Consider the following 23,074-nt stretch of genomic DNA (forward strand, 5'->3'; position numbering starts at 1 on the left):
TGGTTCTTGTTACGAATTGAAGAACTGTATGAGTTGATTGAAAAATATTTTGAGATTGAATAGTGTTTTTGAAGAGTTTAGCAAAGTTATGGTAGATATTTGACCACATATTCAATATATGAACAAGATATACTCAAAAAATCACAAAAATGTATTGCAAATATGTGAAATTAATGTATAATTAATTATAAGAGATAAATACATTACTAAAATACAATATTTAAATTAATTGCTGCAATCGTTTTTTATATTGATTTTTTAACTTACCTACATAATGTATAAAGGAGATGTTTTTATGTTAAAAGTCGGAATCATTGGCGCAGGTAGAATAGGCAGAGTACATGGTGAAAGCATATCAAAATATGTAAAAGAAGCACAAATTAAAGCAATAGCTGATCCATTTTTAAATGAAGATCAGAAAAAATGGGCTAAAGAAAAAGGAATACCGTATACTTATACTGATTATAAAGAAATATTAAATGATCCAGAAATAGATGCTGTTTTGATTTGTTCATCAACTGACACACATTCAAAAATTTCAATTGAAGCTATAAAGGCACATAAACATGTATTTTGTGAAAAGCCAATAGATCATGATCTTTCTAAAATAAAAGATGTTATAGAAACACTCAAGAAAAACCCTGGAGTTAAATATCAAGTTGGATTTAACAGAAGATATGATCATAATTTCAGAGCAATTAAACAAGCAGTACTAGATGGAAAAGTAGGAGAACCACATATTTTAAAAATAACTTCAAGAGATCCTGAACCACCATCAATTGATTATGTTAAGGTATCAGGAGGAATGTTCCTTGATATGACTATACACGATTTTGATATGGTTAGATATTTAATGGACAGTGAAGTTGTTGAAGTTTATGCTATAGGAAATGTTTTAGTTGACAATGCAATAGGAGAAGCCGGAGATGTTGATACAGCTATTATAACTTTGAAACTTGAAAATGGTGCTATGGCAGTTATAGATAATTCTAGAAAATCAGTTTATGGATATGACCAGAGAGCAGAGGTATTTGGATCAAAAGGACAAGTTGCTATATCGAATGATTCAGTATCATCAGCAGTTATATCAACAGAAAATGGTGTTACAGCAGAAAAACCAATGTTCTTCTTCCTTGAGAGATATATGCAGGCTTATGCAGAAGAAATAAGAGAATTTATTGATGCTATTGTAAACGATAAAGATACTCCGGTAAATGCAGATGATGGATTAAAGCCAGTACTCATTGGACTTGCTGCAAAAAAATCATTAGAAGAAAATAGACCTGTTAAAATATCAGAAATAAAATACTAGAATTCATTTTAAGATTTAGGAGGAACTGCAAATGTTTAATAAGGATAAAGTAAAAATAGGAATTTGTCCTATAGGATGGACCAATGATGATATGCCGGACTTAGGAAAAGAAAATACTTTTGAACAAGCTGTAAGCGAAATGGCGCTAGCAGGATTTAAAGGTACAGAAGTTGGAAATAAGTATCCTAAAGATGTAAAGGTTTTAAAAAAGGCTCTTGATTTGAGAGGATTACAAATAGCTAGTGCATGGTTTAGTTCATTTTTAACAACAAAACCATATGAAGAAACAGAAAAAGCATTTATTGCACACAGAGACTTTTTACATGCTATGGGCGCAAAGGTAATTGTTGTTTCAGAACAAGGACACAGCATACAAGGACAGATGGATACTCCAATATTTGATGGAAAATACCATATGAATGAAGAAGAGTGGAAGATGCTTGCAGATGGACTTAATAAATTAGGAGAAGCTGCAAAAGAAAAGGATATGAAAATAGTTTACCATCATCATATGGGTACAGTAGTACAAACAACAGAAGAAATAGATAAGCTTATGGAGATGACTGATGATAGTTTAGTTTATTTATTACTCGATACAGGTCATTTAGTATATTCTGGAGAAGATCCAGTTGCTATAACAAAAAAATATGTAAATAGAATAAAGCATGTACATTTAAAAGATGTTAGACCTGAAAAAAAGGACAAGGTTAAGAGAGAAAAATTGAGTTTCCTTAAAGGAGTTAGAGAAGGAGCTTTCACAGTACCTGGAGATGGATGCATAGATTTTGAACCAATATTTAAAATACTCTCTGACAACGATTACGAAGGATGGATGCTAGTAGAAGCTGAACAAGATCCAGCTATAGCAAATCCACTTGAATATGCATTAAAGGCAAGAAAATATATTGAGGATAAGATAGGATTTTAAATTGCCATAAAAATTTTCCTTTTACGTTTTGCTTTTGAGTAAGACCCCAAAGCAAAACGTAAAATCTTGTTATATGAAGCATTTCTCATAGAAAGCATACAAATAAAGTATTTACATATAATGTAACCTTATCATTTATTATATGCAAGATATTAATTTTATATTGTTAGCCTTTCCATGGAAAACCATTACATTGTAATAGTAACATATTTATTATATTACATCAAGAATAAGTATAAAAGACTAAAAAGTTCAAATGTTATATATTTATCGTAAAATTTATGAAATATTAATAGTAAATAGTTTGGGGGGATTAATGAAATGGAGCAAAGCGTTAATAAATCTAGAAGAAAGTTTTTAAAGAAAATATCCATTTTATCAACTTTTGGTTCACTCCTATTTGGTTATGATAGTGGAGTAATAAATGGTTCTCTTAGTTTTATGAGCAGAAAAGATCAATTAAATTTAACGCCTTTAACTGAAGGACTTGTTACAAGCTCATTACTATTAGGTGCAGCTTTAGGTGCAGTAGCATGGGGGCGTCTTGCCGACAAATATGGAAGAAAGAAAATACTTAAAATACTTGCTGCAATTTTTTTCTTTTCTACGGTAGGATGTGCAGTTTCACCTAATGCAGCAGTCATAATTATGTGCAGATTCATAGTAGGAGTGGGAGTAGGAGGAGTATCAGTTGTTGTGCCAACATTTTTGGCTGAAATGGCTCCTACTGAAATAAGAGGAAGTCTTGTTTCTCAAGATCAATTGATGATCGTTACAGGACAGCTATTAGCATATATATTTAATAGTATTCTGGGGAATTTTTGTAATAATCCTGGAGTTTGGCGTTATATGATAGTTATTTCTACTATTCCAGCAATTGTGCTGTGGTTTGGAATGTTTATAGTTCCTGAAACACCAAGATGGCTGGCTGCCAATGGAAAAGTTGCCCAAGCACTAGAGGTTTTAAGACAAACACGTGATGATGCAGAAGCTGAATCAGACCTTAGAGAAATCAAAAAAAATCTCGATAAGGCTACTTTTAAAGATTTAGGTACTCCGTGGATTAAGCGAATTGTAGTTATTGGATGTGTAATAGCTATTATACAACAATTTGCAGGAATTAATGTAATAATGTATTATGGAACAACTGTTTTGGAACAGTCTGGATTTGGAGTTAAAACAGCATTAATTGCAAATGTAGCAAATGGATGTATGTCTGTTATTGCATCGTGGTCTTATATGCACCACATGGCAAATAGATACAGACGAAGACCTTTACTCATAGGTGGATATGTTGGAACCACTTTAACCCTGCTCGCAATGAGTATTGTTTCACGTGTGCTAGTAGGTACAGCTGTACTTCCTTACTTAGTGGTTGTTTTAACTATGATTTACCTAGCAATATTCCAATCTACTCTAGGACCGTTAACATGGTTATTATTATCTGAGATTTTCCCAATGAGAGTAAGAGGAATAGGATATGGTGTTGCTACATTCTTTAACTGGATAGGTAACTTTGGAGTTGGTTTATGCTTCCCTATAGTAGTAGCAACGATTGGTTTATCTAGTACATTTATGTTATTTGTAGGATGTGGAGTTATATGTATAATATGTGCATATAAATTTGTACCAGAAACGTTTGGTAAATCCCTCGAAGAGATGGAACAATATTTTAGAAATTATGATAAAAGTGAGTTAACTGATAAAATAGCGAAGTAACTGCTAAAAAGTAATTGCTGATTAAATTATATTAATTAACACAAACAGTATGAAAAATTGTTAATATCTAAATAAACAAAACAGGGGGTATTAAAAATGAAAAAGATTAAAATTGGTTCTGCAGGTTTGGGACGACTTGGCTATGAACATGCCTGCAATATTGCAACTCGTGTACCTGGAGCTGAATTAACTGCCATTTGTGATATGGATCAGAAAAGACTTAAGGAAGTGGCAGAGGAGCTAAGTGTTGAATACACTTATACTGACTTTGCTGAGATGTGTAATAATCCAGAACTAGATGCAATTGCTATAGTAACTCCATCTGCACTTCATACACAGCAGATTGAGATTGCACTAAAAGCAGGCAAGCATGTTTTCTGCGAGAAACCGCTTGATACCAATATAGAACACTGTAAACAAGTTGAGAAGGTAGTAGAAGCACATAAGGACAAAATATTTATGCTTGGTTTCATGCGCCGTTATGATAAATCTTACCGCAAGGCAAAAGAAAAAATAGAAAATGGTGATATTGGAAGAGTTGTTTTAGTACGTTCATATACTCAGGACCCTATAACTGGTATAGAAGGTGCTTTGAAGTTTGGACCTCACAGTGGAGGACAATTCTTGGATATGTGTGTTCATGATATAGATTTGTGCCGCTGGTTTACTGGAAGCGAACCTAAAAATATGTGGGGAATTGGTGGATGTTTTGAATTCAAACAATATAGTCAGTGGAATGATGGAGACAATGTAAGCTGTCTTATTCAATTTGAAGATGAAACTATGGCATTCCTATTTGCAGGTAGGGCTGCTGCACATGGCTGTAATGTAGAAACTGAAATCATTGGTACACGTGGTACACTTCGTATTGGATCTGTTGGAACGGACAGCTTGCTTGAAGTATTGAGTGAACATGGTGTATGTCGTGAATGTTATCCAGATTTTCTTGCTCGCTGGCATGATGCTTATATAGATGAAATGGTTGAGTTTGTTAAATGCATTCAAAAAAATCATCAGCCTGATGTAACAGTATATGATGGTACAGCTGTATCAAAAATTGCAAATAGATGTAAAGAATCATTTGAAAAAGGAGAAATGCTTCCATATAATTCATAGGACTTATATGGAAGGGAGGAGAACGTACCTAGATTTGATTTACACAAATCTAGGTACGTTCTCTCCTCCCTTTGATTAAAATTACTTACCAAGCCGCATATTTGAGATATTCAAAGTATTCATTTCTCCCCAAATTCCTTTCGAATGTGAGAACTTGTCTATTTTCTGGAGAATATCAACTTCTTCTTTATTTAATTTAATTTTGTCTACAAAACATATTGTACTAATGTTTATAAATACTGATCGTGCCTCAAGTTGTGGTGTTTGGCTTCTATTTGCAGTGCGTTCAATTGCACAATTTAAAATGTCTAGAAGTCTAGAATATCTATTGTCTTGTGAACTCTTTCCAAAATCAATCTTTTAAAAGTATCAAATAGGTTAATTGCTGTTTGTTCATCTTTTCCCTTTTTCATTGACGATTTTCCCTGGTTATGAAAATCGTAACAAAACATAACCTCTCCCCTCTTTTTATTTTTATTTCAACGATTTTTAAAAACCAATATATTTTATTAAATCTCCATAATATAAGATGTTAAAGTAATAGTTTAACAATTTTTCCACCATTAACATCCATTTCAACCAACATTATAGTTTAATATTAATCAAACATCAATGCAGAACAAAAAACGGTTTGTGTCAATTATATAACTTGAAACCTATTTTGTAGATTATATTAAAAAACGGAAAAATTTTGGATGGGCAAAAATCTATCCAAAATTTTAAACAATCTTATGATCAATAATCTGTATTAGAAAAATTATATTAATATATCTTTGTTTATTTTGAATAATAGTATATAATTTATATGTTTATGGAAAAAACTAATTTAAGAATAACTAAATAAAAGGCGGTATTATATGAGAAATTTGAAATTATCAATTGAGTACGATGGAAGTAAGTATAAAGGATGGCAAAAGCAAAAAGAAGGAATTTTAACTGTACAGGCAAAACTAGAAAATGTTTTAAGTAAGATGACTGAAGAAGACATCCAAGTAATAGGATGCGGCAGAACTGATACTGGTGTTCATGCAGAAGATTACATAGCAAACTTTCATACAAATTGTACATTGAGTATAGATGATATGTTAGATTATTTATACAAGTTTTTACCTGAAGATATAGTAGTAAAATCCATGAAGGATACTTCAGAGCGATTTCATGCAAGATATAATGCTAAATCTAAAACTTATGTATATACGATAAATAATAATAAGTTTAGAGATGTATTTAATAGAAAGTATGTATATCATATTGATCAAAAGCTTGATTTGAATAAAATGAGGAGTGCAGCTGAAGTTTTAGTTGGAACTCATGATTTCCAAAGCTTTACTAGATTAAAATCTAGTAATAAATCAACTGTTAAAACCATCAATTATATAAAGATAAATGAGAATAATGGGATGATATCCATAGAGATAAATGGAAATTCATTTTTACTTAACATGGTGAGAATAATTACTGGAACCCTTATAGAAGTGGGTATGGGAAAAATTGAGGATAAGGATGTAAAAGAAATATTAGAGAAAAAGGAAAGACCGGAAACAATCCCCATAGCTCAAGCAAAAGGGTTGTGTTTAAAAACTGTTCAATATTAAACTTTTATTTTGGCAGCATACCATACCCTGCGTGCAAACTAAGTTTTAAGCTAAAAGTAATGTATAGTTATTTTAATTTGCAAATCAACTTACACGCAGAGATATATTTGTAAAATGATAGCACATTTAAAAAGTTTTTTACAGCTCTTAGTGAAGTATTTTAGAAAATCTTAGTAGATTATATATTGTTTGAGCTTGCGAGTTTATATAATCTACTTAGATTTTCAAAATACAAGCTTAGAGCTGTTAAAACTTTTTAACGTGCTGAAATTTGCAAATATATCCCGAGTGTAAGTTAAGCTGCAAACTACAAACCCTATAAATTAACTTAAACCCATTTCTTTTCTTTTTTTAAGTATATGACTTTCAATACCATCTGCAATTTCTGGAGGATTGTCACCTAAAGCTAATTTACCTCCAGTTACATCTTCACACTTTTTAGTTAGTAAGTCTATAAGTTTTGGAGCACCAGTCATAAAAGGAGTGGGGGATAAATGAGTATAAGTACCATAAGCTAGTGCAAAAATTCCATCTATGGTTGCTTTCTGTTCCATCCATGCCGGTGCAGTAATAGCTATTGGAAGCTGAGGAATATCAACATTAAGATGATCTGCAAGTGCAGTAACTAACATGGATATTCTACCAGTATCTGTACAAGTTCCAAAACTCAACACAGGAGGAATTTTAAGCATGCTGCAAACTTCTCTTAGACCGCTTCCTGCAAGGTCATTTGCTGCTTCTAAGGTACAAAGTCCAGCAACTTCAAGGGCGTGATTTCCGCAGCCTCCGCTTACTACTAGTATATCTCTTTTTATAAGTTCTTTTGTTAGGTTTATTGTAACCCAATCTTGAGGACCATTTCTTAAAGTAGAACAGTTTACAAGTGCTACTATTCCTTTTATTTTTCCAGAAGCTATTACATCAACTAGGGGATCAAGTTTGTTTCCAAGAGCACCTAAGACAGCCTCAGTAGAGAAGCCGGCTATAGCTTTTTGAGTTCTCTTTGGAACAACTGCTTTTATATTTCTTTCTTTTCTCTTGCGGAAATTTTCTATTCCAAGGTCAATTAATTTATCTGCCATACCGTCAACTTTTGATGGGTCATATGGAATCTTATATTTAAGTCCTGGTAAATCTATGATAGTGCTTACTGAAACTAGAGTTATTTGATATTTTTCAGCATACATATCTATAGCTGGAGGTGAACAGTTTTCTTCCATTGCAAATACATCCACGGCACCAGTGGCTAACAGCGGTTCTATGCTGAGCCAGTCTCCCGTGTGACCTACAAAAGTTTTATCCATATCAAATCTTTGCAGGAGTTCTTGACCAGTTTCTATTGAACCAACAATTCTAAGTCCCTTTGCTCCAGCAGATATTGCCTTTTGCTGCACTTCATCTGTTCTTGCCTTTAATATTGATGCAGCGCCGGGCCACGGCTGATGTCCATTAAATACTATATTTACATAGTCTGGATCCATAACTCCCAAATCCATATTTACTTCATGAGGTTTTGGAGTCCCAAAAAGTATATCTTGAACCATTTCAAGTCCTATTTGAGAATTATATATTGTGGCTATACCAAGTCTAAGTGCTTTCATTGCAAGAGAAACATGGCTTCCATCTACATTTGTAAGACAGCTGGCAACACAATTTTGTTCCTCATGTACTGAACCAGCTGGGTATATACCTAATTTTCTCCAAACTTCTTTTCTCTTTTTAGGAGCAAAAGCTTTAACCATTATATTGTCTTCTTCTACACCAATTCTTTGTTGATCTTCAAGTAAAGTGGCAAGTTCAATTGCCATATCGTTAACTTCTTGATTTGTATTTATTCCTACTTTTTCACACATCCACTTAAGCTTATTTATGTCAGTAATTTTAAAAGGTGTTTTTCCTTCAGCTGTGGCTTTTAAAGTTCTAAAGGCTTCATAAGCATGATGGCTATATGTACCACTTCCCATTATATTCTTTAAAAGAAAGTTTCTCATTGCCATAGCATCTGGACCTATTCCGCATACACCCCTGTCTTGACCAGTTTTCTCGCTGATTCTACAAGGTCCGTTTGAACAAAGTTGGCAGCTTAACCCTTGAAGACAAAATTTGCAGCGGATTTTTTCTTGAAGTTCATATCTGTCAAAGACATTTGACATTTTGTCTTCTCTTATCCTTTTTAGCATTTCTTCAACAGAATCATGGTAACTAGCTCTTTTATTCAAAGTAGTTTGGGTCATAAATTTATTCACTCCTTTAACTTTTATATGTTAATAGATTCCTTTTAATTAGTATATCTATGTATATATAAATTAGTCTGTCAAGTATTATCATAATTTCCTAGTTAATTGAAAAAGTAAGATACATATTGTTAAAGTTAGCTGTAGGATATACTATAAAATACAAGAATTAATTTGGAAAAATAAGTATATAATAATTTTAGATAAGTAAAGGCATAATAATATTGATAAATTAAAGCACTTCTTGTTTTAGAAGTGCTCTAATTTTATTTTAAACAAACTGTCTGAAGATTCACCCTATAGTAAAATATCCATATAAAGTAAACGTATACAAGGGGGACGTTAAATGATTAAAAGATTGAAGGGCATAACAATATTAACTACACTTTTAATATTTGCATCACAGACATTTGCAGTGCAGACATTAAATAGTGTTAAAGCATCAGAAACAAATACACAATTAATAACCATGTCTATAGATGATGATTCTTTAGGAGGATTTAAATTAATTTCTAAGAAGTGGATAAAAGATATAAAATCAACTGCTTATATTTATGAACATTTTAAAAGCGGTGCACATCTCATATATCTTGAAAATGACAGTGACAATAAAATGATGTGTGTAAATTTTCGCACACCTTCAAAGGACAATACAGGTGTAAATCATGTAATAGAACATTCTGTACTTGAAGGTTCCGAAAAGTATCCAGTTAAAGATCTTCTAAATCAACTTATGAAACAATCCATGAGTACATTTTTAAATGCATTTACATCGGACAATAGTACAAGTTATCCTGTATCTAGCAAGAGTGATAAGGATTTCCAAAACTTAATGAGTGTGTATTTAGATTCAGTTTTTTACCCTAATGTATTAAAAGATAAGAAGATTTTTGAACAGGAAGGCATAAGATATGAACTCAATTCTCCAGATAGTGAATTAAAGTACAATGGCATAGTATATAATGAAATGAAAGGAGATTACTCTTCCCCTGACTGGATTTTAAGCAGAGCTATACAGCAATCCTTATTTCCAGATACTTCTTATAAGTATGAATCCGGCGGACTTCCAGACGAAATACCAAAGCTAACTTACGATGAACTTGTGGATACATACAATAGCAATTACAATCCTTCAAATAGTTATTTTTATCTATATGGCAAAATGGACATTAATAGTAAGTTGAAATTTATAGGTGACAATTACTTAAATAAAATACCGAAAAAGCAAGTAAATACAGAACTTAAGATTCAAAAACCTTTTACTAAAATGGTTGAAAAGAAGGTATCATATCCTGTTGAAAGCGGAACAAATACTAAAAATAAAACTTATTTAAGTTTAAATTATGTAATTGATGAAGTCACAAATGAAGAATTAGTTAACTCATTTAAATTTATCAGTACACTTTTAGGCGGACTCCCATCTTCACCCATCACAAAAGCCTTAAAAGATAATGGATTTGGCTGTAACGTATCAGTTAAATTTAATGCTGACAGTATTCAACCTGTTCTTAGTATAGCAGCAGAAAATGTTAATGAAAATCAAAGAAATAAATTTAAGAAAGTTATTGCAGATACACTTCAGGGTATAGTTAAAAATGGAATAGATGAAAGTTTATTAAATGCAGTTGAAAAAAGACAAAATTACAGCAGGAGAGTGATGCAGGGAGATTATGCATTAGCATATAATAATTTAATTATGATGAGCTGGCTTTGTGGGGGAGATCCTACAACATTTTTAAATATAGATGCTGATTTAACTTATGCTAAAAGTAATGCACAAAATCTTATAAAAAAATATTTGCTGGATAATAACCATTCATCCTTAGTAGCTTTGGTGCCAAAACCTGGACTTGAAGAAAAAAATGAAGCTTTACTTAAAGGAAAATTAGCAAAATACAAGGCTTCGCTTTCAAAAGATCAAATAAATGAACTTGTTAAAGATACACAGGACTTAAAGAAGTGGCAGGAAACACCACCATCAAAGGAAGAACTAAATACACTTCCAACATTATCACGCTCAGATATAAATAAAAATGTTAAGGAATATAAAACTGTAGAAAAAAATGAAAGTGGTTTTAAAGTTTTAGATCATCCTATAAATACTAATGGATTGGATATTGTAACGATGTATTTTGATACTGCTAAGGTACCTCAGGATAAACTAGGATACATATACTTATTAAATAATGTTCTTGGTAATATAGATACAAAAAATTATTCTAAGGAAAAGTTATTAGAACAAAATATGATAAATGGAAGCACGGCATTTTATACTAATTGTTTAGTTAAAAATGGAGACAATGATTCCTATTTCCCAAAGTTTGCTGCACAAATATCATCTGCAGACGATAACTTATCGCCATCTTTTGATCTTTTAAAAGAAGTTATTTTTAATTCAAATTTAAGTGATAAGGCTAGATTGAAAGAAATAATAAAGCAGATGAGGATAAAACAAGAACAATCTAGAGCATATGATGGAAATACTATGGGTTTTCAAAAAGTTTTATCATATATGTCTGGTTCCGGCAGATATCAAAATTATGTTAATGATGGACTATATGCATTTATATGTGATCTTAATAAAAACTTTGATAGTAAGAGTGATGAAATTGTTCAAAATCTGCAGCAAGTTAGAGATATTGTATTCAATAAACAGGATATGATTGCAAGTTTTATTGGAAATGATGATAATTATAGAAATTTTGCAGATAATTTTAGTAAGTTTGCTGCTAATCTTAAAGATGAAAAATTGCAGACGTATAAATACAGCTTTGACAGTTCTAAGATAAATGAAGGGATTATCATTCCTTCAAAAGTTCAATATGTATTTAAAGGCGGAGATCTTAAAAAATCAGGATATACACAAAGTGGTAAGTATATGGTACTTCAAAACATAATAGATGGTTACTTGTGGAACAACATAAGGATTAAAGGAGGCGCTTATGGGGCAGGATCAAGTATGAATAATGGTACTATTTTGTTCCATTCTTATATGGATCCTAATTTAAAAGAGACCTTGGATGTTTTTAATGGAATACCTGAATACTTAAAGAACTTTAATGTGGATGAAAAGCAGATGGATAACTATATAATAAGTGCAGCTTCAAATGTAGATAATCAATACAATTATGTTAATACACTTATAGGACCTGCAGGAGATGGAATTACAGCGGATGAACTGTATTTAGAAGGCATAAATCAATCTGACATTCAGAAGCAAAGAGATGAACTTGTATCTACTACAGAACAAGATATAAGAGATTTTGCACCTGTTATGGATGCTGTATTAAAGCAAAATTACATTTGTGTTGTAGGTGGAGAATCAAAGATAGAAGAAAATAAGGATAATTTTAGTACGATAGAAAATGTACTAACTTCAAAAGAAGAAAAAGATAACTAAAATTTTGCTGCATCATAATTATATTATTGACAAGTAGAATAAGTAGTAATATATTTAAAGTATACTAGTTGAGTATACTTTAAATATTACACATAAGGAGAAGATATATGAGAATAACGCAGGAAGCAGATTATGCATTAAGAGTTGTACTTTATCTATCAAAAGTTGGATATGGAAATAAAGTAGATGCTGCCACTATTTCAGATAGTCAAAGGATTCCACTGAGGTTTTTATTAAAGCTTTTAAGAAAACTTGTGGCTTCAGGTATAATAATTTCGTATAGGGGCAAAAATGGTGGGTATTCTCTAAACAAATTTCCAGAGGAAATTTCAATTAAAAATGTTGTTGAGTCAATAGATGGACCAATTTGTTTAAATAGATGTATACTTGATCCTAACTACTGTACTGCAAAAAGAGCAGGGAAATGCGAAGTACATATGGTGCTTGAAAAAGTAAATAGAAATCTTACATCTGAACTTGAAAAAATTAATTTTGAAGATTTAAAAAATGGGAAACATTAGTTTCCCATTTTAAATATAAAGTTTTTTTATTACGTATTTTTCAAATTCAAGCGCAGTATCTTTATCCATATCTTTTATTCCTTCAAGTTTATAGTCAATTTTTAAATTTCTATACTTGTCTAATCCCAATGTGTGATAAGGTAAGATTTCAAACTTATCAACTTTGGATAGATCAATATATTCTTTTATTAAGCTAACTAATTTATCCATACACTCCTTACTATCCGTTATTCCAGGTACCATTACATGTCTAAGCCATATTCTAGAGTTTGAATTATTTACTGCTTTTACAAAGTTTAAAAATTCACTAATACCTTTTCCAGTTAAACTTTTATAACCATTGTCATCTATGCTTTTTACGTCGAGAATAACAAGATCTGTGTATTTTAAAATCTCATCATACATACCAATGCCAAAGCCTGCTGTATCAACTGCTGTGTGTATATTATTAGCTTTACAAAGTTTTAAAAAATCAATTAAAAATTCAGGCTGCATGAGAGGTTCGCCGCCGGAGCATGTTACCCCACCATTTGACTTTTCAAAGTAAACTTTAAATCTTTCAACTTTTTTTAAAAGCTCATCTGCACTTATATGAATTCCTGAATTTAATTTCCATGTCTCTGGATTGTGGCAAAATGCACACCTAATACTGCATCCTTGAAAAAATATAACTACACGTATTCCAGGGCCGTCAACCAAACCCATGCTTTCTATAGAATGAATATTTCCCATACAAATCCCTTCAATAATTTAAATTTACATTCTCTCATGGAAAGTTCTGTGTATAACTTCCATTTGCTGTTCTCTTGTTAGTTTGATAAAGTGAACTGCATATCCAGATACTCTTATAGTTAAAGTAGGGTATTTTTCTGGATGATCTACTGCATCTAATAATGTTTCCCTATTCATTACATTTACATTCAAGTGATGAGCACTTTTATAAAAATATCCATCTAAAATAAATGAAAGATTATTTATTCTGCTTGTCTCATCTTTTCCAAGTGCAGATGGTGTAATTGAAAAAGTATTTGATACACCATCTTGGCAAACTGAACGATAAGGTATTTTAGCTACAGAATTTAATGATGCAAGAGCTCCATTTTTATCCCTGCCGTGCATTGGATTAGCTCCTGGAGCTAAAGGTTCCCCAGCTTTTCTTCCATCAGGTGTAGTTCCTGTCTTTTTACCATACATTACATTTGATGTAATTGTTAGAGCAGAAAGTGTATGTTCTGCATTTCTGTATGTTTTAGTTTTTCTAAGTTCATTTATAAATGTATTTACTATTTCAACTGCTATATCATCTGCTCTATCATCATCATTTCCGTATTTAGGGAAATCTCCTTCGACTTTAAAGTCAATAGCAATCCCATCTTCATTTCTTATTGGTTTTACTTTTGCATATTTTATTGCACTTAATGAATCTGCTGCAACTGAAAGTCCTGCTATTCCACATGCTAAATATCTGTGCACATTAGTATCATGCAGTGCCATAAGCCCTGCTTCATATGCATATTTATCATGCATATAGTGAATTAAGTTAAGTGTATTTACATAGAGATTTGCAACATATTCTAATACTTTGGAATAATTATCTTTAACTTCTTTATAGTCCAAGAATTCTCCATCTAATTTTTTAATATTAGGAACTACTTTTTCAAATTTTTTCTCATCAATTCCACCATTTATTGCATATAATAATGATTTAGCAAGGTTAGATCTTGCACCGAAAAATTGCATTTCTTTACCTATTTTCATTGCAGATACACAGCAAGCTATTCCATAATCATCACCATATATTGGTCTCATTATATCGTCATTTTCGTACTGAAGTGCATCAGTTTCTATTGACATTTTTGAGCAGTACTTCTTAAATGGCTCTGGGAGATTTTGAGACCACAGTACTGTCATATTTGGTTCTGGAGCAGGTCCTAAATTTGTAAGAGTATGAAGAAATCTATAAGAATTCTTAGTAACTAGTGTTCTGCCGTCTATTCCCATACCACCTATTGATTCAGTAACCCAATTTGGATCTCCAGCAAATAGTTCATTGTATTCAGGTGTTCTAAGGTGTCTTTCAAGCCTTAGTTTTATTACAAATTGATCAATTAGTTCTTGTGCTTCAGCTTCAGTTATTATTCCAAGCTTTAAATCTCTTTCAATATATATATCAAGAAATGTTGAAACTCTGCCGAGGGACATGGCTGCCCCATTATTCTCCTTTATGCCTGCAAGATATCCAAAGTAAGTAAATTGTACAGCTTCTTTTGCATTTGATGCTGGATTTGAGATATCTATTCCGTATTTTTTAGCCATGGATTTAATCTTTTTAAGAGCTTTAATTTGTTCAGCAACCTCTTCTCTTTGTCTTATCAAATCTTCAAGCATGTCACCTTTTAATGATTTCAAATCTTTTTGTTTTTCCTCTATTAAGAAATCTATTCCGTATAGAGCTATTCTTCTAAAGTCTCCTATGATTCTTCCTCTTCCATATGCATCAGGCAAACCTGTTAAAAGTCCAACGTGTCTTGCTGTTCTCATTTCTTCTGTATAAGTATCAAATACACCTTCATTATGAGTTTTTCTATACTTTGTAAATATTTCATCCATTTCTTCGTCAATTTTATATCCATAGGCGTCAAGAGCTTGTCTTGCCATTCTGATTCCACCAAATGGATTTACCATTCTCTTTAAAGGTGCATCTGTTTGAAGACCAACTATAGTTTCATTTTCTTTATCTATATATCCAGGGTTAAAGTTGTCTATGCCTGATACTGTTTTTGTATCTACATCAAGTACTCCACCTTTTTTTATTTCGTCTGATATTAAACCTTCACATTTTTCCCAAAGAGTTTTAGTCTTAGAAGCAGCAGGTGCAAGAAAGTTTTCGTCTCCAGTATAAGGAGTATAATTTTTTTGTATAAAGTTCCTCACGTCAATAGTTTCAGCCCATATTCCTTGATTGAAATTATTCCATTCTTTTTTCATAAAAATCCTCCTTCTAATATTTCTTTAGATTACTTTGCTGTATACAACTTAAATATGCATATTGTTATTTTGAAAATATTACTAATATGTTAAATAAAAAGACCGCCTGGACTATTATTGCCCAGGCGGTCGGCTTTCAAGAATCATACTCCCTGTGGTTATATCCACTTCCGCCGGTTATACGATCCATTTAAATTCAATTTTATTTACAATGTTAAAATATCATACTTTAAAAATAATGTCAATATAAATTCTTCAATTTGTTTTTTTGTCTACCAGCCCTTGGCTGCAGTAAGAACTTCATCTGGAATGTCGCCTCTTAAATAATCCACTATTGAAGATTCAATAACATCAAGTGCTTTATCAAGCTGCTCTTTAGTTATAACAAGCGGCGGCTGAACACGTAATACATTGTTTGCAAAAAAGGTAAGCAGCACTCCCTTTTCCCAGCATCTATAACAAATTTTTGCTGCAGCTTCTTGTGCTCTCTCTTTTGTATTTCTATCTTTAACTAAATCAACACCTATATTAAGTCCTATGCCTCTAACATCTCCTATTAGTGGATATTTATCTTTCATCTTATTAAAACGTTCTTTGGCATACTTACCTAAATTTTTGGAGTTTTCTAAAAGGTTTTCTTCTTTTATTATATTAATTGTAGCAAGTGCTGCCTTGCAGCATATAGGATTGGCCATAGTTGTAAAAGCATGTGCAATGGGACCTAATGCATCCATAATCTCTGCCCTTGCCACAATTGCACTCATTGGCATGCCGGAGGCTATTGATTTTCCCATAACTATTATGTCTGGTTCAACTCCGAAGTTTTCTATGCTAAACCATTTACCAGTTCTTCCAAAGCCCTGCTGTACCTCGTCAACAGCAAATAAAATTCCATTTTTCTTGCATAACTCATACAGCTTTTTAACATACTCTTGTGGAGGTACAATAATCCCTGCATCACCTTGTATAGGTTCCATTATTACTGCAGCTACTTCTTCTGGTGGTAAATAACTCTTAAATTTATCTTCTAAATCTTGTAGACATTCTAAATTACAACTTTCTTTCTTCTTATTGAACTTACAGCGATAGCAGTGAGGATAATTTATGTGATATATATCTGGAACTAAAGGTCCAATTTTTCGGCGCATATTTAAACTTATAGCAGAAAGTGAAATAGAACCATATGTGGATCCATGATAAGCACCAATAAAGGAAATTATTTTGCTTCTCCCTGTATAAGCTCTAACTAATTTAATCATTCCATCATTAGAATCAGATCCTGTAAGACCAAATATAACTTTCTTTTTGAAGTTTCCCGGTGTTATTTCTGTTAGCTCCTTAGCTAATTTAACTAAAGGTTCATGATATGTGTAAACTGGTGTGTAGTGAATGATTTCTTTTGCTTGTTCTATGATTGCGTTTACAACTTTAGGATGTGAATGACCAACATTAGCTGCTCCTGCACTAGATAACATGTCTATATATTGATTTCCATCAGCATCTTCAATTATAGCTCCTCGTCCGCGTTTCACAACCATTGGATAGTAAGGTACCCTGCAAGCAGCTCCAATAACCTCAGCATCTTGAGCAACAATATTTTCACAGTGTTTTACATTCATAGTCAATACACTCCCCTTTCATGAATAAAAATAAATTAACTAGTTATTAACTTTTTAAGTATTTATTAACTCATTTGTTATTAACTATTCTATTACACATTAAAGATAAATTCAACCATTTTTTAATAAATAATTAAAAAATTAAGTTATACTTATTTAGACAAAAAAACTGTATTCTTGCTATTAAGAATACAGTTTAAATCTTCAAAATAAACTAGTGTACTAATTAATATATTGGCGGACATATACTACTTATACCTATGACCTTTTCGGAAGTTGGATTATAAAATCTATGAGGTATATTTTCTTGTATGTAAATACTATCTCCTTTATTTAAAGTATACTTATCTTCTGCTAGATATAATTCAACGGTACCTTCAATTATAAATATGCATTCATCTGCTGGATGTATCATTAACTCATCGTTACTCCAACTGCAAGGATCCAATTGAAAATATATAATTTCCATTTTAGAATTCACTTCTTTATCTGAAGCCATAGGAGTAACAAATTCGTATATAATACTGGAGTTAGGAAGCTCAAGCTTTTTTCGCTTTTCTGCATGAATAAGCACATTCTGCTTTTTTTCATCAGTTAAAAATGTATAGATAGGTACTCCCAGCTCAACTGAAATTTTTCTTAATGACGATATAGAAGGATCAATAATATTTCTCTCAATTTGAGAAAGATAACTAGCTGTTAATTTTGTCTTATCAGCTAGTTCGTTTAATGTTAACCCTTTTTCCTGTCTTATTTCTCTAATTTTAGGTCCTAGCAAAAGTAACACATCCTTATCACTATATAATATAGTATTTTAATCTCTTCTTAAGTATTATTTTACATTATATATCTATAATGTCAATTTTCAAATCCATAGAGGTTTTTTACTACTAATTTATGCATATTTTATATTATGATAATTCGTTTTTCAGGTTGATGTCAAAATTTCCAAAATGGGATTTTTTATTTTATATATGTCTGATTTAAATATACATTGACAGGCGATGTATGTTTATGTATAATGTAACTAAATTATTGAAGTAATGTTTTAACAACAGAAGATTTAAAGAAATTGCGAGGTGATGAAGTGTCTATAACTTCAGATATTATAAGAGGTCATACTGAAACTATAATTTTAGCACACCTGGTTAAAAAGGATAGTTATGGGTATGAAATAAATAAGTTTATAAAGAAAAAGACAAATAATAAATATGAACTTAAAGAAGCAACTCTTTATTCAGCATTTAGAAGATTGGAAAAAGCGTCTCTTATAACTTCCTATTGGGGAGATCAAAAGACAGGAGCAAGAAGAAGATACTATTCTATAACTGAAGAAGGAAAAAAAGTATTAGAGCAAAATAGATTAGATTGGAATGAATCAAAAGAATTGATTGATAAATTAATTAATGGAGGTATTTAAAGATGCATGAAAAATTGAGAAAGAGTGTTGAGGAATTGTTTGAAAATACACCTCAAACTTATAGGGCAAATGAGCTTAAGGAGGAGCTTTTAGCCAATCTAATAGATAAATATGATGACTTAGTGTCATCTGGAAAAGATGAAGAGGAAGCTTTTAAAATGGCAATTTCAAGTATTGGAGATGTAGATGAGCTTATAGATGGTTTAAAAGATAAAAATGCATTTAACTATAATGAAGAGTATTGTAAAAAAAGTGCACTTATTTTATCTATATCAATAGGCTTATATATTATGAGTGTAGTAGTTTTAATACTGTTAAATGAGGTTTTTATGGTAAATGATGTTGTGTCAGTGAGTATTATGATTACCATGGATGCTATTGCTACATGCCTTATAGTTTATAACCACGCTTCAAAACCAAAGTATGTGAAAGGTGATGATACTTTAGTGGAAGAATTTAAGGAGTGGAAATATTCAAATGATAATCAAAGGGAAATTATGAGGTCAATAAAATCTATAATGTGGCTTATCATAGTTGCTTTGTATTTTGTTTTAAACTTTGTATTTGGAGCTTGGGCATATTCATGGATTATATTTATAATAGGTGCTGCAGTTAATAGAATTATAACTTTAAGTTTTAAATTGAGGGAGCAGCGAGATGAATAGACGATTAATAAAAATATTGATTATAATATGGTCAGTTATTGCTTTTATAGCTGCAGCATTTTTAGTATATGGTATTTCACATGCAGGAAGTTTTGGAATGTTTGAATTTGGACACATTGATGATTCATATATAGTACAAAAAAGTCAGAGCATACAAGTAAGTAATTGCAATAAAATAGGCTTGAATTTTCCTAGGGGTAATGTAATTATACAGACAACAAATGAACCAAGTTTAAAAGTGGTACAAAGTTCATCTAGAAAATTGAAAGATAAAGACAAGTTTACAATCAAAAAACAAGGAGATAATATTCAAATTGAAACAGGTGCAAAAAATAGGGCATTTACCTTTAGTATATTTGATTTTGATGAGGATACTTCTAATGAAAAAATAGAAATTTATATACCTAAAGATTATGCGAAAGACCTGGATGTAAATACATCTTCAGGAAATATCTTATTCAGTTCAGATATGAAGTTAAATGATATAAATTGCAGTCAGGGTTCCGGTGATTTTAAAATTCAAAATAGTATTACTGCAAATAATGCTGCTATAAAAACAAATTCGGGAGATATATACATAGCCAGTCTGGATTCTAAATATTACAATATAGAAGCTGCATCAGGGGATATATTGGTAAAGTATATTTTAGGTTCAGGAAATGCGAAAGCTGTATCAGGGAATATAAAAATGAATTACAAGTCCATTGGTGAGTATGCAAAGGCAAGTTCTACTTCTGGAGATGTAAAATTGATACTTCCTCAGAATTTGAGTTTTAAATTTGAAGGAGAGTGTACTTCTGGAGATATAAAAGGGGATTTCCCATTAAATTATGAAAATGATAGAAAAAGCAAAGCGTCTGCGCAGGTAGGAAATGACCCGTATAAGACAATAGATGTAAGTACAGTATCAGGTGATATAGACATTTCAAGCAAGTGATGAATAATATTCAAAAACCCAGCAATTTTAAAATGCTGGGTAAAATTATTTTTATTTAAGTATAAAATTTTTACATTATGGTATCTAATCAAATATAGTATTAATTAATTTAATTACTGTTTCATTGCAAACTTTGTAATTGATTTCAAGACCATTTCTCGTGCCTTCTATTATCCCTGCCGTTCTGAGTTTTTGAAGATGTTGAGACAATGTAGATTGAGGAATCCCAAGGCAATTTTGCATATGACTAACATTGCATGACCCTGATTTTAGAAGCCCTGTAACTATACATATCCTAACTGGATGTGCAAGTATTTTAAATAAATTAGCTATTTCATTATATTTTTCAAAGTTATTAAAATTATCACTCATAATTTTGATTCTCCCTAAACTGTATTTTCACATTCATATATTACGATGTATAAATATGATAGTCAATTACAGAAATCCAAGAATAAATGATTATATTAAAGAAAATAAAAGATTATAGAAGGAGGTGGGATTGATGAATGATAAACTTACTAAAATAGATATTATTACTTCTAAGGGAAAATTTGAAGAATTGAAAATTTATATCTAAATTCCAGTAAAAAAATTAATTTTACTGGAATTTAGATGCGAAATTTCTGGCTTTAATCCATGCTGCTTTTGTTTTTTGAAACTCTTCATAGTGTTCCCTTACATGAAAGTTGTATAATTTGAGTTCATCTAATATATTTAAAAACTTTTTGTTCTTAAAATATGCACAAACTTTGGGAGTAACTTTAGTAAGGTCATCCATCATTTTACCTATTTTTGCATTATAATCTTTTTTATTTGTAATATAGAGTAAAAGTGGTTTATATCTTATCCAGCCTATTGAAGCTAATAGAAATCTCCTGATAATGTCATTTGTATTTGGAACTACAGCCTTTAGTTTGCCTGGAAGTACTCCTTTTAGTATATGTTGATACTTGGAGAATCCATCATGAAAGGTGTAGCATGGAACTTTTTTTACAGTACAATTACTTAAGCATGTACTCATAAATGTGTCTTCACCTCTGGCACCCGGTGGATTATAAAACGGGTATAATTTATCAACATTTTTTAAGTTAAAGCATAAATTTGAACCTGAAATGAATTTCATGCCGTTTATTTCATTGACTTCTTCAATTAAATTACTATTGATGATTTTAGGATCGGCATATGTGACGCCGCTATTTACCATCTTTTCTTTAATTGACTCCCAGTTTATAATGTCGTTGCTGATGGATTCTATAAATAGTTTGAAATCATCTTCTGTAAAATCATTATTAAATTTAATTATTGGAATTGGCGAAATATACCCACATTGACGCCCATAAGTTATATCGGAGTTTTTAATATTTTTTATATGTGTTGATAAAATGTCCTGACCTTCCCAGACTATTTTATTATTAATTTTTATAGGAGCTACTGGATATTCATCATCATCAATAAAAATAAGGTAATCCATGTTATTTTTTATAGCAAAATATAAGATTGTATTTCTCTTCATTGCATATCCTTCACCAAATATCAGTTTACATTCTTCTAATGTCATTATATTGTTTTTAACCAAGTAGTCTATTTCATTTGATATTTTACTTTTGTCTAAATAACTTATTGAATTGATTATTTCAAGTACATTTTTGTCAGTAATAATGTAATCATTGATGTTTGTCTTTGTATATCCTAAATCAAAGTTAACGAATAAATTTATGTTGACTTTTTTACTGTCAATTTGAGATTCATTTAGGCTTTCGACATAAGTCTTAACCAAATTTTTAAAATTTTTACGACCTGTAACAAAACCAATACCTATATTAACCTTCACAATATATACCTTCCTTCACTATATTGATTTTTATAATATAGGGTTTCTAATTCCAAATTTAACTTATACTCCGGGATATTTTTGAAAGGACAGAGGACAGAGGACATAGGACAGCAAAAGAACATGAGTTTCTTTTAAATTAAAGATTTTTCTTAAGTACAGCGGAGAAAAATCCTCCTTCACTGACCGATGTCAATTGTTCTTTGTCCTCTAAAAATGCTTAGCATTTTTGCAATTTACGAATTGCAGATAATCTACTAAGACTTTCTAAAATACTTCACTGAAAGTTGCAAAAAACTTTTTGAATGTTCTATCATTTTACAAATATATCCCTGAGTATGAGTTAAGTTTTAAGCTAGAAACCCTATACATACCTTCTTAATTAAACATATGTAAATTGCATATAAGATTATTTTTATAAAATTGTAGATTAATAGAATAGGGTGAACTTGATAAGTTTAAAATAATAACAACTTTATTATAACACATAAGTTGTTACATTTAAATATTTAACATAAAAATTGTAATAATTAGTATGATGTGACAAATATTAAAATCAATTTCAACATTACTTTAGAGCATCTAGTTTATAAATTATAAATTAAATACAAAAATAAGAATTAAGCAAAAATACTGAAAGAATTGTTAAAAATATATTATATAATATAATAATTTTAAAATTTTAGCAGGAAATTATTTATAAAATGAAAATTATAAATTTTTTGTTTGTATATAAAGTAGAAAATTTAGTCAAAAGAAAACGTTTGTTGAATTTTTGGGTCTTTT

The 23,074-nt window shown here is 30.9% G+C and carries 19 protein-coding genes and 1 riboswitch; of the genes, 10 read left to right on the top strand and 9 right to left on the bottom strand.

Going from position 1 to position 23,074, the window contains the following annotated elements; translation table 11 throughout:
• Positions 1 to 295 precede the first annotated feature (295 nt).
• The 4 genes from iolG (at position 296) to EBB51_RS03760 (ending at position 5,075) form a co-directional block, all read left to right on the top strand.
• Positions 296 to 1,312, top strand: a complete 1,017-nt coding sequence (gene iolG, locus EBB51_RS03745; protein ID WP_123053225.1) for an inositol 2-dehydrogenase — start codon at positions 296 to 298, stop codon at positions 1,310 to 1,312.
• Positions 1,313 to 1,343: 31 nt separating this feature from the next.
• A complete protein-coding gene (gene iolE, locus EBB51_RS03750) occupies positions 1,344 to 2,240 on the top strand; it encodes a myo-inosose-2 dehydratase (RefSeq protein ID WP_123053226.1) in 897 nt (298 codons plus the stop codon).
• A gap of 321 nt (positions 2,241 to 2,561) precedes the next feature.
• Entirely contained in the window at positions 2,562 to 3,959 is a 1,398-nt protein-coding gene (locus EBB51_RS03755; protein WP_123053227.1) for a sugar porter family MFS transporter, read from the top strand.
• Positions 3,960 to 4,055: 96 nt separating this feature from the next.
• Positions 4,056 to 5,075 carry a Gfo/Idh/MocA family oxidoreductase gene (locus EBB51_RS03760; protein ID WP_123053228.1) on the top strand — a complete coding sequence of 340 codons (1,020 nt, stop codon included), beginning with the start codon at positions 4,056 to 4,058 and terminating at the stop codon, positions 5,073 to 5,075.
• Between the two features lie 81 nt (positions 5,076 to 5,156).
• Here EBB51_RS03760 and EBB51_RS13810 read toward each other — a convergent pair whose 3' ends face one another.
• Complete coding sequence (locus tag EBB51_RS13810; protein ID WP_347560955.1) at positions 5,157 to 5,432, bottom strand: bacteriocin immunity protein; 276 nt, start codon at positions 5,430 to 5,432, stop codon at positions 5,157 to 5,159.
• The gene (locus EBB51_RS13815; RefSeq protein ID WP_243103909.1) at positions 5,384 to 5,527 is read right to left on the bottom strand and encodes a hypothetical protein; all 144 of its coding nucleotides are present in this window, start codon (positions 5,525 to 5,527) and stop codon (positions 5,384 to 5,386) included. The genes EBB51_RS13810 and EBB51_RS13815 overlap by 49 nt, the downstream gene beginning before the upstream one ends.
• Positions 5,528 to 5,932: 405 nt before the next feature.
• Between EBB51_RS13815 and truA the strand changes: the two genes are divergently transcribed.
• Positions 5,933 to 6,670, top strand: a complete 738-nt coding sequence (gene truA, locus EBB51_RS03770; protein WP_123053229.1) for a tRNA pseudouridine(38-40) synthase TruA — start codon at positions 5,933 to 5,935, stop codon at positions 6,668 to 6,670.
• Positions 6,671 to 6,993: 323 nt separating this feature from the next.
• On the opposite strand, the gene cooS is transcribed toward truA, so the two are convergent.
• A complete protein-coding gene (gene cooS, locus EBB51_RS03775; protein WP_123053230.1) occupies positions 6,994 to 8,904 on the bottom strand; it encodes an anaerobic carbon-monoxide dehydrogenase catalytic subunit in 1,911 nt (636 codons plus the stop codon).
• Between the two features lie 346 nt (positions 8,905 to 9,250).
• Between cooS and EBB51_RS03780 the strand changes: the two genes are divergently transcribed.
• Positions 9,251 to 12,304 carry an insulinase family protein gene (locus EBB51_RS03780; protein ID WP_123053231.1) on the top strand — a complete coding sequence of 1,018 codons (3,054 nt, stop codon included), beginning with the start codon at positions 9,251 to 9,253 and terminating at the stop codon, positions 12,302 to 12,304.
• Positions 12,305 to 12,411: 107 nt separating this feature from the next.
• Positions 12,412 to 12,825, top strand: coding sequence for an Rrf2 family transcriptional regulator (locus EBB51_RS03785; protein ID WP_123053232.1), 414 nt, complete (start codon positions 12,412 to 12,414; stop codon positions 12,823 to 12,825).
• Between the two features lie 9 nt (positions 12,826 to 12,834).
• Here the strand turns inward: EBB51_RS03785 and pflA are convergent, their stop codons facing one another.
• From pflA to EBB51_RS03805, 4 genes are all read right to left on the bottom strand, one after another.
• Positions 12,835 to 13,557: a pyruvate formate-lyase-activating protein gene (gene pflA / locus EBB51_RS03790; protein ID WP_123053233.1), complete on the bottom strand. Its 723-nt coding sequence runs from the start codon at positions 13,555 to 13,557 to the stop codon at positions 12,835 to 12,837.
• A 24-nt stretch (positions 13,558 to 13,581) separates the two neighbouring features.
• Positions 13,582 to 15,813 carry a formate C-acetyltransferase gene (pflB, locus tag EBB51_RS03795; protein ID WP_123053234.1) on the bottom strand — a complete coding sequence of 744 codons (2,232 nt, stop codon included), beginning with the start codon at positions 15,811 to 15,813 and terminating at the stop codon, positions 13,582 to 13,584.
• 112 nt (positions 15,814 to 15,925) lie between these two features.
• A riboswitch (ZMP/ZTP riboswitch) is annotated at positions 15,926 to 16,004 on the bottom strand.
• Between the two features lie 81 nt (positions 16,005 to 16,085).
• Positions 16,086 to 17,432 (bottom strand): aspartate aminotransferase family protein, encoded by a 1,347-nt coding sequence (locus EBB51_RS03800; RefSeq protein ID WP_123053235.1) that lies wholly within the window; start codon positions 17,430 to 17,432, stop codon positions 16,086 to 16,088.
• 226 nt (positions 17,433 to 17,658) lie between these two features.
• A complete protein-coding gene (locus EBB51_RS03805; RefSeq protein ID WP_150131715.1) occupies positions 17,659 to 18,210 on the bottom strand; it encodes a helix-turn-helix domain-containing protein in 552 nt (183 codons plus the stop codon).
• Positions 18,211 to 18,519: 309 nt separating this feature from the next.
• On the opposite strand from EBB51_RS03805, the gene EBB51_RS03810 reads away from it, so the two are divergent.
• The 3 genes from EBB51_RS03810 to EBB51_RS03820 are packed head-to-tail and all read left to right on the top strand — an operon-like array spanning position 18,520 to position 20,454.
• Positions 18,520 to 18,852 (top strand): PadR family transcriptional regulator, encoded by a 333-nt coding sequence (locus EBB51_RS03810; protein WP_123053237.1) that lies wholly within the window; start codon positions 18,520 to 18,522, stop codon positions 18,850 to 18,852.
• 2 nt (positions 18,853 to 18,854) lie between these two features.
• Complete coding sequence (locus tag EBB51_RS03815) at positions 18,855 to 19,517, top strand: permease prefix domain 1-containing protein (protein WP_123053238.1); 663 nt, start codon at positions 18,855 to 18,857, stop codon at positions 19,515 to 19,517.
• The gene (locus EBB51_RS03820; protein WP_123053239.1) at positions 19,510 to 20,454 is read left to right on the top strand and encodes a DUF4097 domain-containing protein; all 945 of its coding nucleotides are present in this window, start codon (positions 19,510 to 19,512) and stop codon (positions 20,452 to 20,454) included. Before EBB51_RS03815 ends, EBB51_RS03820 begins: the two co-directional genes overlap by 8 nt.
• Before the next feature lie 84 nt (positions 20,455 to 20,538).
• Here EBB51_RS03820 and EBB51_RS03825 read toward each other — a convergent pair whose 3' ends face one another.
• Together EBB51_RS03825 and EBB51_RS03830 are read right to left on the bottom strand one after the other, a co-directional pair.
• Positions 20,539 to 20,826, bottom strand: a complete 288-nt coding sequence (locus tag EBB51_RS03825; RefSeq protein WP_123053240.1) for a metalloregulator ArsR/SmtB family transcription factor — start codon at positions 20,824 to 20,826, stop codon at positions 20,539 to 20,541.
• A 229-nt stretch (positions 20,827 to 21,055) separates the two neighbouring features.
• A complete protein-coding gene (locus EBB51_RS03830) occupies positions 21,056 to 22,288 on the bottom strand; it encodes a hypothetical protein (protein WP_243103910.1) in 1,233 nt (410 codons plus the stop codon).
• Positions 22,289 to 23,074 lie beyond the last annotated feature (786 nt).

The sequence above is a fragment of the Clostridium sp. JN-1 genome, from assembly GCF_003718715.1.
Classification (GTDB): Bacteria; Bacillota; Clostridia; order Clostridiales; family Clostridiaceae; genus Clostridium_AV.

Excerpts from the sequence above, each read along its gene's own strand:
- iolG (WP_123053225.1), top strand. The coding sequence starts at position 296 with ATGTTAAAAGTCGGAATCATTGGCGCAGGTAGAATAGGCAGAGTACAT.
- iolE (WP_123053226.1), top strand. The coding sequence starts at position 1,344 with ATGTTTAATAAGGATAAAGTAAAAATAGGAATTTGTCCTATAGGATGG.
- EBB51_RS03755 (WP_123053227.1), top strand. The coding sequence starts at position 2,562 with ATGGAGCAAAGCGTTAATAAATCTAGAAGAAAGTTTTTAAAGAAAATA.
- EBB51_RS03760 (WP_123053228.1), top strand. The coding sequence starts at position 4,056 with ATGAAAAAGATTAAAATTGGTTCTGCAGGTTTGGGACGACTTGGCTAT.
- EBB51_RS13815 (WP_243103909.1), bottom strand. The coding sequence starts at position 5,527 with ATGTTTTGTTACGATTTTCATAACCAGGGAAAATCGTCAATGAAAAAG.
- truA (WP_123053229.1), top strand. The coding sequence starts at position 5,933 with ATGAGAAATTTGAAATTATCAATTGAGTACGATGGAAGTAAGTATAAA.
- cooS (WP_123053230.1), bottom strand. The coding sequence starts at position 8,904 with ATGACCCAAACTACTTTGAATAAAAGAGCTAGTTACCATGATTCTGTT.
- EBB51_RS03780 (WP_123053231.1), top strand. The coding sequence starts at position 9,251 with ATGATTAAAAGATTGAAGGGCATAACAATATTAACTACACTTTTAATA.
- EBB51_RS03785 (WP_123053232.1), top strand. The coding sequence starts at position 12,412 with ATGAGAATAACGCAGGAAGCAGATTATGCATTAAGAGTTGTACTTTAT.
- pflA (WP_123053233.1), bottom strand. The coding sequence starts at position 13,557 with ATGGGAAATATTCATTCTATAGAAAGCATGGGTTTGGTTGACGGCCCT.
- pflB (WP_123053234.1), bottom strand. The coding sequence starts at position 15,813 with ATGAAAAAAGAATGGAATAATTTCAATCAAGGAATATGGGCTGAAACT.
- EBB51_RS03800 (WP_123053235.1), bottom strand. The coding sequence starts at position 17,432 with ATGAATGTAAAACACTGTGAAAATATTGTTGCTCAAGATGCTGAGGTT.
- EBB51_RS03815 (WP_123053238.1), top strand. The coding sequence starts at position 18,855 with ATGCATGAAAAATTGAGAAAGAGTGTTGAGGAATTGTTTGAAAATACA.
- EBB51_RS03820 (WP_123053239.1), top strand. The coding sequence starts at position 19,510 with ATGAATAGACGATTAATAAAAATATTGATTATAATATGGTCAGTTATT.
- EBB51_RS03825 (WP_123053240.1), bottom strand. The coding sequence starts at position 20,826 with ATGAGTGATAATTTTAATAACTTTGAAAAATATAATGAAATAGCTAAT.